This window comes from Microvirga aerophila (assembly GCF_003332305.1).
Taxonomy (GTDB): Bacteria; Pseudomonadota; Alphaproteobacteria; order Rhizobiales; family Beijerinckiaceae; genus Microvirga; species Microvirga aerophila.
The window spans coordinates 25,544-36,432 of sequence record NZ_QOIO01000057.1 but is presented as its reverse complement, the minus strand read 5'-3'; the positions used below and the strand labels follow the sequence as shown (position 1 = coordinate 36,432).

General features: G+C 65.1%; 11 protein-coding genes. 3 read left to right on the top strand and 8 right to left on the bottom strand.

The window, feature by feature from the left end; genetic code table 11:
• The first annotated feature begins 193 nt into the window (after positions 1 to 193).
• Positions 194 to 715, top strand: coding sequence for a GNAT family N-acetyltransferase (locus DRB19_RS23880; protein ID WP_114188522.1), 522 nt, complete (start codon positions 194 to 196; stop codon positions 713 to 715).
• A gap of 3 nt (positions 716 to 718) precedes the next feature.
• Here the strand turns inward: DRB19_RS23880 and DRB19_RS23875 are convergent, their stop codons facing one another.
• The 8 genes from DRB19_RS23875 to DRB19_RS23840 all read right to left on the bottom strand — a co-directional run bounded on the left by DRB19_RS23875 (position 719) and on the right by DRB19_RS23840 (position 8,574).
• The gene (locus tag DRB19_RS23875) at positions 719 to 1,168 is read right to left on the bottom strand and encodes a GNAT family N-acetyltransferase (protein WP_114188521.1); all 450 of its coding nucleotides are present in this window, start codon (positions 1,166 to 1,168) and stop codon (positions 719 to 721) included.
• Entirely contained in the window at positions 1,165 to 2,418 is a 1,254-nt protein-coding gene (locus DRB19_RS23870; RefSeq protein WP_114188520.1) for an allantoate amidohydrolase, read from the bottom strand. The genes DRB19_RS23875 and DRB19_RS23870 overlap by 4 nt, the downstream gene beginning before the upstream one ends.
• A gap of 66 nt (positions 2,419 to 2,484) precedes the next feature.
• Positions 2,485 to 3,528 carry an NAD(P)/FAD-dependent oxidoreductase gene (locus tag DRB19_RS23865; protein ID WP_114188519.1) on the bottom strand — a complete coding sequence of 348 codons (1,044 nt, stop codon included), beginning with the start codon at positions 3,526 to 3,528 and terminating at the stop codon, positions 2,485 to 2,487.
• Positions 3,529 to 3,598: 70 nt separating this feature from the next.
• Positions 3,599 to 3,913 carry a 2Fe-2S iron-sulfur cluster-binding protein gene (locus DRB19_RS23860; RefSeq protein ID WP_114188518.1) on the bottom strand — a complete coding sequence of 105 codons (315 nt, stop codon included), beginning with the start codon at positions 3,911 to 3,913 and terminating at the stop codon, positions 3,599 to 3,601.
• 124 nt (positions 3,914 to 4,037) lie between these two features.
• On the bottom strand, positions 4,038 to 4,751 hold the full coding sequence (locus tag DRB19_RS23855) for an ABC transporter ATP-binding protein (RefSeq protein ID WP_114188517.1): 714 nt from the start codon (positions 4,749 to 4,751) through the stop codon (positions 4,038 to 4,040).
• Positions 4,748 to 5,524: an ABC transporter ATP-binding protein gene (locus DRB19_RS23850; protein ID WP_114188516.1), complete on the bottom strand. Its 777-nt coding sequence runs from the start codon at positions 5,522 to 5,524 to the stop codon at positions 4,748 to 4,750. Before DRB19_RS23850 ends, DRB19_RS23855 begins: the two co-directional genes overlap by 4 nt.
• A complete protein-coding gene (locus DRB19_RS23845) occupies positions 5,521 to 7,368 on the bottom strand; it encodes an ABC transporter permease (protein ID WP_114188515.1) in 1,848 nt (615 codons plus the stop codon). The genes DRB19_RS23850 and DRB19_RS23845 overlap by 4 nt, the downstream gene beginning before the upstream one ends.
• Positions 7,369 to 7,386: 18 nt before the next feature.
• Positions 7,387 to 8,574: an ABC transporter substrate-binding protein gene (locus DRB19_RS23840; RefSeq protein ID WP_373867391.1), complete on the bottom strand. Its 1,188-nt coding sequence runs from the start codon at positions 8,572 to 8,574 to the stop codon at positions 7,387 to 7,389.
• A gap of 175 nt (positions 8,575 to 8,749) precedes the next feature.
• On the opposite strand from DRB19_RS23840, the gene DRB19_RS23835 reads away from it, so the two are divergent.
• Together DRB19_RS23835 and DRB19_RS23830 are read left to right on the top strand one after the other, a co-directional pair.
• Positions 8,750 to 9,946, top strand: coding sequence for an amidase (locus tag DRB19_RS23835; RefSeq protein WP_114188514.1), 1,197 nt, complete (start codon positions 8,750 to 8,752; stop codon positions 9,944 to 9,946).
• Between the two features lie 64 nt (positions 9,947 to 10,010).
• Complete coding sequence (locus tag DRB19_RS23830) at positions 10,011 to 10,889, top strand: SMP-30/gluconolactonase/LRE family protein (RefSeq protein ID WP_114188513.1); 879 nt, start codon at positions 10,011 to 10,013, stop codon at positions 10,887 to 10,889.

Here is a 10,889-nt window from a genome sequence, read left to right as displayed (position 1 = left end):
CGAAGTCAGAACGGAGTGGGATCGGCATGGCGAACCTCCATGGCTCGCCAAGTTGAATCACACCCACCCCGACGCAGAAAATCACGAACGAGTCAGCCCTTCAGGGACTTAGTATGATTCGATCCTTCATCGTTGGGCAGACAAGGGGTAACTATAGGGCAAGGCCAAGGTTCCTGGGAGCGAGAACAAAATCATGACCTCCTCGTCCTCCGTTGTCATTCGGCCGGTTCGCCTTGAAGATGGCGCCGAATTGATCACGGCTAATCTTGCCAGCATCTCGCTGCACGAGCCTTGGGTCTCGCCGTGCCGCGACGAAGTCAGCTTCCATGCTTATTTCAACCGCTGCCAGGACGGGAGATACTTGGGTCTCATTGCGCGCGAGAGAGCAGGCGGCCGGATCGCGGGCGTGGTCAATCTCAGCGAGATCGTGGGCGGCTTCTTCCAGAACGCCTATCTGGGCTATTACGGCATTGCCGGCATGAGCGGGCGCGGCCTGATGACGGAGGCCGTCAGGCTCGGCGTGTCCTATGCCTTTCACGACCTCGGACTTCATCGCCTCGAGGCCAACATCCAACCCGGGAACGCGCCCTCCCGCGCACTGGCGAAGCGCCTCGGGTTCCGGCAAGAGGGCTTTTCCCCGCGTTATCTTAAGATCGCGGGAGATTGGCGCGATCACGAACGCTGGGCGATCCTCGCGGAGGAGTGGCGCGGTTGAGAATTAGATGGCCGGAACGGGGCCGAGCGCCTTCTGGAGAAAGAAGCGGCTGGATCCGACCGGATAGTTTTCGAGCTCTCCGAAGATGACATAACCGAGGCGTTCATAAAGCTGTCGCGCCTTTGGGTTGAGCGTATCGATCCACGCCGCATGACAGCCCCGCTCGCAGGCTTCATTCTCGGCTATGGCGATCAGCCTTGTGGCAAGCCCATTTCCGCGCAGCGCCTCCGGCACGAAGAGAAGCTCGATCGCCAGCCATCCGCCAGCCATGCGTCCCAACAGGCCGCCCACGAACGCTTGGCTGTCAGGGTCTCGGATGCCGATGGCGAGATCCTTTCCGTCCGGATGGTTCGGAAATAGGGACCGGTTGTATGAGCGGACGCCTTCGAGGATCGTCTGAGTGAGCGCGGGACCCGGCTCTTCGACGAGTTCGATGATGGGAGACAGCGTCATGAGCGCAACTCCGCGGAGGTGAGTTTCCTCACGGTTTCGACGAGCACGCGCGCCGCCACGTCCGCATCCTCGACCGTGATCGACTCGGCCGGATTATGGCTGATGCCTTCCTTGCAGCGCACGAAGAGCATCGTCGACGGGCAGAGGCCGGCCATGGCCACCGCATCGTGACCTGCGCCGGACGCAAGGTGAAGCGGCGCGATGCCGGCTTGCCGAACCGCGTCCTCCAGCTGCGTGATCAGATTTTTATCCATCGGCGTGGCGGGCGAATCCATGAACGGCTCGATGGTGAAGGCGACGCCTCGCCTGTGCGCGGCCGCTTCGCATTCGGACACGATGTCCTGCACCATGGCGTGACGGACCGCGTCGTCCGGAGCCCGGGCGTCGAGGGTGAAATCGACCCGCGCTGGAATGACGTTGATGGCGCCGGGCTGCACCTGTGCGACGCCCACGGTCGCCACCGTGTCGTTGCGCTTGGCGCCGGCGCGCTCGACGATGCCGATCATCTCGGCGACGGCCGCCAGGGCATCGCGCCGCATCGCCATCGGCACGGTGCCCGCATGCCCCGCCTCGCCGGTCACCGACGCGCGAGCGCGGGTGATGCCGTTGATGGCCGAGACGATTCCCACCGGAAGATCCTTGGCCTCCAGCAACGGTCCCTGCTCGATATGAACCTCGAGATAGCCCTGGTAGCGGGCCGGGTTGCGCGCAATCGACCCGATACCGTTCTCGTCGCCGCCGAACTGCGCAAGCGCATCGCGCAATGATACGCCGTCCTGATCGGTTCCATCGAGCCAGGCTGGGTTATAGCGGCCCGACAGCGCGTGGGAGGACGACAGGTTGGTCGGAAAGCGAACGTTCTCCTCGTCGCCGAAGGCCACGATCTCGATAGGGCAGGCCGGTGTGACGCCCTGCTGGCGCAAAGCCTCGACGGTGACGATGCCGAGCACGACACCCAGCGTTCCGTCGAACCGGCCGCCATCCACCACGGTGTCGATATGCGAGCCGATGATGAGCGCAGGCGCATCCGGGTCGGAGCCCTCCAGACGGCCGACGACGGTGCCGATGGGGTCGATGTGGCTGTCGAGGCCGGCCTCCTGCATGAGGCGCAGGGTCGTCTGCGCGGCGTCCCGATGGGCGCGCGAGAGATAGAGCCGGGTGAGGCGTCCCGGCTCGTCGCTATGCTGTGCGAGGGTGTCGAGCAGCGCCATGGCGCGGCGGCCGAGGGAGAGGTCTGATGGGTTCGTCATGGGACGAACATTTTCAGGAACCGGCCCGCTCCGCAAGAGGAAGGCGGGCCGTCTCCCGCAGATGCGTTACGCCGCGACGCCCAGCTTCTTCTGCAGGCTCGTGGACGAGGTCGTGTATTGGAACAGCAGCCGCTTTTCGGGATACACGTAGCGGTGCACCTTCTGAGCCGCCAGCGCGCCCTCGTGGAAGCCTGAGAGAATGAGCTTCAGCTTGCCCGGATAGGTGTTGATGTCGCCGATGGCGAAGATGCCCGGCACATTGGTCTCGAACTTTTCCGTGTCGACCGGGATCAGGTTCTCGTGCAGGTTCAGGCCCCAATCGGCAATGGGGCCAACCTTCATGGTCAGGCCGAAGAAGGGCAGCATCACGTCGCAATCGACGTCGAAGGTCGAGCCGTCATCCTTCTTGATCACCGCCCCTTCAAGAACGGGCGCTTCGCCCTTAAGGGTGGTGACCTGTCCGAGGTGCAGATCCATGTCGCCGGAAGCCACCAGCGAGCGCATCTTTTCCACGGTATGCGGCGCGGCCCGGAAGGCATCGCGGCGGTGAAGGAGCGTCAGGCGCTTGGCGATGGGCTGCAGGTTCACGGTCCAGTCGAGGGCAGAATCGCCGCCGCCGACGATGAGGATGCGCTTGTCGCGGAACATCTGCATGTGGCGCACCGCATAGAACACGCCGGTGCCCTCATAGGCTTCTATATGCTCGATCGGCGGCTTCTTGGGCTGGAACGACCCACCGCCCGCGGCGATGATGAGCGCCTTGCAGGTGAAGGTGGTTTCGTTCTCGGACGTCTTCACGCGGAACAACGGGGCCTCGGGCGTTCCGAGCGACTCGACGCTTTCCACCATCTCGTTCAGGTGGAAGGTGGGATGGAACGGTTCGATCTGCGCCATCAGGTTGTCCACGAGCGCTTGGCCGGTCACCATGGGAAAGCCCGGAATGTCGTAGATCGGTTTTTCGGGATAGAGCTCGGCGCATTGGCCGCCCACCTTTGGCAGAATGTCGACCACGTGACATTTGATGTCGAGGAGCCCGAGTTCGAACACGGCGAACAGGCCCACAGGCCCCGCACCGATGATGACGACGTCGGTTTCGATATTGTCGGTCATGAACAGGCTCCTTCGAGAGACCCGGGGAAAGCACGGTCTCCCGTCGTTGGCAATGCGGCAGGCTTGACGGTCAGCCGCCGGCGGGGGCGAGGGTGAGTTCCAGTCCGTCGAGGTCGGGGGTCCAGATGATCTGGCAGGACAGGCGGGAATTGGCCTGGGTAATCACCGTGTCGAGCTGATCCTCCTCCTCGTCGGAGGCGGGGTAGAGCTTTTCCAGCCAGTCCTCGTTCACGAAGACGTGGCAGGTGGCGCATTCGCAGGCTCCGCCGCACAGGCCCTCGATGGGCAAGCCCCAATCCCGGATGATCTCCATGACCCGCCAACCCTCAATGGCCTCGAGGGTATGACGCTGGCCTTCTCGATCGGTCACATGGATGACGCCCATGAAGCGGGAAATCCTTAAAAACGCTAGAAATCTGGAGAACGGCGCGGAGCGCGCCGGACCCGGTGCATATCGGTCGTTTGGGTTCGCGCGTCAATGTCCTGACGCGAGCCTGAGCAATTTGGCCTCAGACCCCCAGGGTGTCGGCCCGCAGCTCCGCATCGGCCATCAAGGCCTCCATGGAGCCCTGGAACCGGATCTCGCCCCGCTCGATCACGCAGGCCCGGTCGCTGATTCCCGCCGCGAAAGCCCAGTTCTGCTCGGACAGCAGCACCGCGACCCCTTCGGCCTTCATCGCCCGGATCGCCCCGGCCATCATCTGGACGATCACGGGTGCGATCCCTTCCGAGGGCTCGTCGAGCAGGATTGCGTCCGGGTTGCCCATGAGGGTGCGGGCGATGGTCAGCATCTGCTGCTCGCCGCCCGACATCTGGTTGCCCCGCCGTCCCCGCATCTCGGCGAGGTTCGGGAAAAGGTCGAAAAGCCGTTCCGGCGTCCACGGAGAAACGCCCGCGCGGGCGGCCTTGCGGCCGACCTCCAGGTTCTCGTCAACGGTCAGGTCCGTGAAGACCCGCCGGTCTTCAGGCACGTAGCCGAGTCCCACACGGGCGATCCGGTATGTCGGCAGGCCCAGCAGAGACGTCTGCCGGAAAGCAAGGCGGTCTGCCGTCGCGGTGACAAGTCCCATGATGGCCTTGAGAGTGGTGGTCTTGCCGGCCCCGTTGCGTCCCACGAGCGCCACCACCTCGCCCGGATGGAGCTGGAACGAGAGGCCGAACAGAACCTGCGCATGGCCATAGGCGGCGGTCAGGTTCGCCACGTCGAGCAGGGGCGCGGTCATGCGGGGCGCTCCAGGGCCGGTGCGTGGAGCGCATGCTCATCCCCCAGATAGGCCTGCCTGACCCTGGGGTTCTGGCGGATTTCGTCGGGCGAGCCGGCGGCGATGATCTCGCCGCGCAGGAGCACAAGGACCCGCGCCGCATGGCCGAAGACAACGTCCATGTCATGCTCGGTGAACAGCACCCCGATCTGCCGCGAGGCCGCAATGGACGAGGTCAGGTCCATCAGGGCGGCCCGCTCCCGGGGAGCCATGCCGGCCGTGGGCTCGTCCATCAGGAGGAGCTTGGGACCGCCCGCAAGGGCGATGGCCAGCTCCACCCGCTTCACATCCCCGTAGGCCAGGGCCGAACAGGAGCGGTCGGCCGCATCCGCCATGCCCATCAGGGCCAACAGCTCGAGGGCTTGGCCGCGATAGTGCTCACGGGTCGGCTTCCAGAGGCCTTGGGCTTCCCGATGGCAGCTGACGAGGGCCATCTGCACGTTCTCGACCACCGTCATGGACAGGAATGTCTGGGCCACCTGGAACGTGCGTCCGACGCCTTTTCGGAAGCGGGCCTGCGGGGAGGCCGCCGTAATGGCCTGTCCGTCAAGGAGAATGGCCCCGTGATCGGGGCGGAGCTGGCCGCCGATCATGTTGAATACGGTGGACTTGCCCGCCCCGTTGGGGCCGATCAGCGCCAGCATCTCGCCGCGCTCAAGGGTAAAGGCGACGTCCCGGGCCGCGACCACCCCGCCGAAGGATTTGCCCAGGTTCTGCACGGCCAGCAGGGTCATGCCCGCTCCTCTCGCCAGTGCCGGATGGTGCCGACGAGACCGCGCGGGAAGATCAGCACCATGGCGATGATGCTCAGGCCCAAGAGCAGCCGCCAGAGGGAGGTGAGCGGCATGATCTGGTCGCGCAGGGCATGGAGGACGCCGGCGCCTACGAGCGGGCCGGTGACGGTCTGGATGCCGCCCAGAAGCAGCATGGTGAGCGCATCGACCGAAGTTGGAATTCCGAGGAGGCTGGGATCCACCGAGCCGCGGGAAAAGGCATAGATGCCGCCCGCCATGCCGGCCGCCGCGCCGGACACCACGAAGGCGAGCCAGCGGTGCCGGCGTACTTTAAGGCCGATGGCCTCCGCGCGGGACTCGGAGTCCCGCGCCGCCCTCAAGGCATAGCCGAACGGCGCGTCGATCAGGCGCTTCAGGAGGAACACCGTCGCGGCGACGAGCGTCAGGGTCAGCAGGTAATAGGCGCTTTGACCGCTCGCCCAAGCCGAGGGCCAGACGCCCACGATGCCATTGTCGCCGCCCGTCACGTCCACCCACTGGAACGCGACCGCGTAAAGGATCTGCGCGGCCGCCAAGGTCATCATGGCGAGATAGATGCCCGACAGGCGCACCACGAAGGCCCCGATGAGGGCAGCGCCCGCGCCTGCCAGGACGAGCCCGAGGGGCAGGGCGGCCTCCATGGGAGCCCCGAGCCATTTGACCCCCAGCGCCGCCCCATAGGCTCCAAGGCCGAAAAAGGCCGCGTGTCCGAAGCTGACGAGACCGCCGACGCCGATGAGGATCTGCAGACTGAAGGCGAAGAGACCGAAGATCAGGATCTCGGTCGCGACCTTGAGGAGATACTGGTCCGCCACGAGGGGCAGGCAGGCAAGCAGCGCCACGATGCCTATGCCCCATATCATGCCGTTGCGCTGGGGCTTGCGGCTCGCAATGCCGACCGCGTGGGTTCCGCCGATCACCTCGGGCCGCCCGAACAGGCCGAAGGGCCGGACCGCCAGAACCACCGCCATGAGCAGGAACACGACCACCAGGGTGCCTTTGGGAAAGATCAGGATGCCGAAGGCCTGCAACTGGCCGATGATGAGGGCCGCGAGAAATGCTCCCGGCACGCTGCCCATGCCGCCCACCACGGTGACCACGAAGCTCTCGGCGATGATCGACAGGTCCATGCCCGTATTGGCCGCAACGCGCGGGATCTGAAGCGCGCCGCCGAGGCCGGCGAGAAACGCGCCGAGAAACAGCGTGCCGGTGAAGAGCAGCGCCTGGTTCACGCCAAGCGACGCCACCATCTCCCGGTCCTGCGTCGCGGCGCGCACCAGCACGCCGAAGCGGGTCTTTCGCAGGAGCAGCCACACGAGGCCAAGCACCACCGGGCCCGCCGCGATCAACACGAGTTCGTAGGACGGGAAGCGGCGGCCCAGGATCTCGACCGGCTGGCGCAGACCCGGGGCTCGCGGGCCGAGAATGTCCTGCGGCCCGAACACCTGAACCACCAGATCCTGCACCACGAGCACGACCCCGAAGGTGGCGAGCAACTGAAAGAGTTCCGGCGCTCCGTAGATGCGCCGCAGGAGCAGGACCTCGATCAGGACGCCGATGAGGCCGACGACCAGCGCCGAGACGAGAATGCCGGCCCAGAACGTCACCGGGCCGAAGGAGAGTTCGAGGAGCCACGGCACCAGGGTCGCGGCCGTGTAGGCTCCGATCATGTAGAGGGAGCCGTGGGCGAAATTCACGATCCGGGTGACGCCGAAGACCAGGGTCAGGCCGCATGCGGTGATGAAGAGCGACGAAGCACTGGCAAGCCCGTTGAGAGCCTGAATGGCTAGGAACGAGAGATCCATGGACTCGCCCTCAAACCGTCACTCCTTGCGCGCGGCCTTGACCTCGGCTTCTGTCGGAAGGAACGACGTGCCGTCGTGATATTTCCAGTCGGTCATGCCGCCGGTCGCGCCTTTGAGCACGAGCTTGCCGACCCAGGCCCCCATGCTGGCCTGATGGTCGATGCCGCGCATGGTCACGGGGCCGATCACGGTGTCGAACTTGGCGTCCTGGAACGCCTTCACAAGGGCATCCGATTCGGCCGATCCAGACCGCTCGATCGTATCGCGGATCATGTAGACGACCATGTAGCCAAGAAGGGAGCCCAGGCGAGGCGTTTCGTTGAACTTGGCCCGGTAGGCATCCACGAAGGCCTTGTGCTTCGGCTCCGTGATCTCGTCCCAGGGATAGCCGGTAACGGTCCAGCCCTCAGGCACCTCGTCCTTGAGGGGCAGGAGCCATTCAGGCTCACCGGTGAGGAGCGAGAGGATCGACTTGTCCTCGAACAGGCCGCGGGTATTGCCCTCGCGGACGAATTGCGTGAGGTCGGGACCGAAGAGCACGTTGAAGATGCCGTCGGGCTTCGCCTGTTCGAGAGCCGACACGGTTGCGCCCGCCTCGATCTTGCCCAGAGCCGGATATTGCTCGGCGACGATTTCCGCGCCTGGGACGCGCTCTTGAATGAGGCGCTTGAACACCTGCGCGGCCGACTGGCCATATTCGTAGTTCGGCGCAACGATGGCCCAGCGCTTTGCGCCCGAGGCCTTCGCCTGCTCCACCAGCATGCCCACCTGCATGTAGTTGCTGGGGCGGACGCGGAAGGTGTAGCGATTGCCCTGCGCCATGGTGATGGCGTCGGTCAGAGGCTCGGCCGCCACATAGACGATTTTCTTCTGGTTGGCGTAGTCCGCCATGGCGACACCAACATTCGACAGGAACGAGCCGAACAGAAGCGACACGCCCTCGCGGGTCACGAGCTCATCGGCCACGCGCGTCGCGTCGCCCGTGGTTGCGCCATCCTCGCGGGAGATGATCTCGATCTTGCGGCCGAGGACGCCGCCCTTGGCGTTGATTTCGTCGAGAGCAAGCTGCCATCCGTTGCGGTACGGAACCGTGAAGGCGGCCCAGCGGGCGTAGGAGTTGAGCTCGCCGATCTTGATCGGGGCCTGCTGCGCCGACGCGGGCGCTCCAAGAGCCAAGGCCATTCCAAGAGCCAGCCAGCGGATCATCGATACCTTCGCCATCTCGTTCCCTTCCATGAAGGATTTGGGAGGATGTAGGGCCGATTGGCGCATGAAGGAAGCCTGAATGGTGAGCAGAGCAGGAATTCCTGCCTTGCTGAGGTTTGTGGCGGGTGACAGATTGAGCGCCCACTCTTCCCTGGCTCCTTGTTGATGTGATCCCATGCTCCTTGATGCTGATCCCGCCCGCGCCTTCATGCCCTATCCCGCCGCCGCCGTGCGCCATGCCGAGACCGGGCCGCTCTCCGGGCTTACCTTCGCGGTCAAGGATCTGTTCGATGTGGCAGGCTACCCGACCAGCAGCGGATCGCCTCACATGCTCGCCCTGTCGGGCATCAAGACCCGGACGGCGCCGAGCGTGCAGAAGCTGCTCGATGCGGGCGCGCGCTTCGTCGGCAAGACGATCACGGACGAGCTCGCCTTTTCGCTGAGCGGCAAGAACGCCCATTTCGGCACTCCCATCAATGGAGGAGCGCCCGATCGCATTCCCGGCGGATCGTCATCGGGGTCGGCCTCCGCCGTATCGAACAAGATGTGCGACTTCGCGCTCGGGACCGATACCGGCGGCTCGGTCAGGGGACCAGCGAACCATTGTGGGCTCTTCGGCCTACGCCCGACCCACGGCCGGGTCAGCCTCGAAGGCTGCCACGATCTCTCCCCGTCCTTCGACACCTGCGGGTTTTTCGCCCGAGACGCGGCGACCTTCACCCGAGTGGGCGAGGTTCTGCTGGGCGAGGACACCGCGCCCCTGCCGCAAAAGCCCAGGGTTCTGCTCGCCAAGGACACCTTCGGGCTGCTCCAGGGGCCGGTGCGGGAGGCGCTCCAACCCGCTCTTCGGCAAATCGAGGCGGTGGTCGGCCGAACCCAGGAGGTCAACGCCGCCCAGGACGGCTTCACGACCCTCTATTGGGCCATGCGGTATATTCAGAGCCGGGAGGCCTGGGCCACGGACGGGGCCATGATCGAGCGGTTCCAGCCGCCTCTCGGACCCGGCGTGAAGGACCGGTTCGAGTTCTCGAAAGCCGTCACGGACCAACAGGTGACCGAATCACTCGGCATCCGCAGCGTGTTCCGCGAACGGTTCGGGGCCCTGTTCGGCCAGGATGCGATCCTGGTTCTGCCGAGCATGCCCGATATCGCGCCCCTTTTGTCCGAGAGCGAAGAATCACTGAACGACTACCGCAACAACGCCCTCAACCTCCTGTGCCTGTCCGTGCTGTCCGGCCAGCCGCAGGTTTCCATCCCGCTCGCTTCCCGGGCGGGAGCGCCGCTCGGTCTATCGATCATGGGACCGGCAGGCTCGGACATGAGCCTCGTGTCCCTGGCGGCTCGGATTGCGGACGCTCCGGTCGGGGCTTGATCGAACCCTCGGCGCGGCAGCAGAGTTACGACCCGGTGAGACAAAACCAGATGCGGGAACAGCCATGACCAGTCCAGTCGTCCATTCGAAGACCCCGCACGTGGTCGTTCCGAGCGCCTGCGTGGTGGGCGAGGGGGCCCTCTGGGATCATCGCACCAGCACGGTCTTCTGGGTCGACATCAAGAATCCCGGCGTCTGGCGATACCATCCGGAAACCGGCAAGCATTCCCGGGTCGACGCGCCCGAACGGGTCGGCTTCATCGCCCTGACGCCGGATCCAGATATCGTCATCGCGGGCTTCAAGTCGGGCCTCGCCCGGTTCCATCTCTTCGGCGGCGAGATCCAGCCTCTCGTCTCGCCCGAGCCGGAAAGCCCTGGCAACCGGATCAACGACGGTCATGTGGGGCCAGACGGAGCGCTCTATTTCGGCACGATGCACGACGAGGAGACCGATCCGACCGGAGCCTTCTGGCGCTGGGACGGAAAGGAGCTGACCCAGTTCCACGAGGGCATCACCGTCACCAACGGCCCTGCCTTCAGTCATGACGGGCGCACCCTCTACGCCACCGACACGTCCAACGGCACCATCTACGCCTTCGACCTGGACAACGGCCAGCTCGGCAAGCCCCGGGTGTTCGTCCAGTTCGAGGAGGGCTGGGGCCATCCGGACGGCATGGCGGTGGATGCCGAAGGACATCTGTGGGTGTGCCACTGGGGTGGATCGCGAATCACCCGCTTCGCACCGGACGGAACGGTCGAGCGGATCGTCCCCGTGCCCACCGCCCAGGTGACGAAATGCGCGTTCGGTGGGCCCGATCTCACCACGCTCTACATCACCACCGCGGCCATCGGCCATGATCCGCATATCGATCCCATGGCGGGCCATCTCTTCGTGGTGGAGACCGACACCCGCGGCCAGATGGCCAACATCTTCGAAGGATAA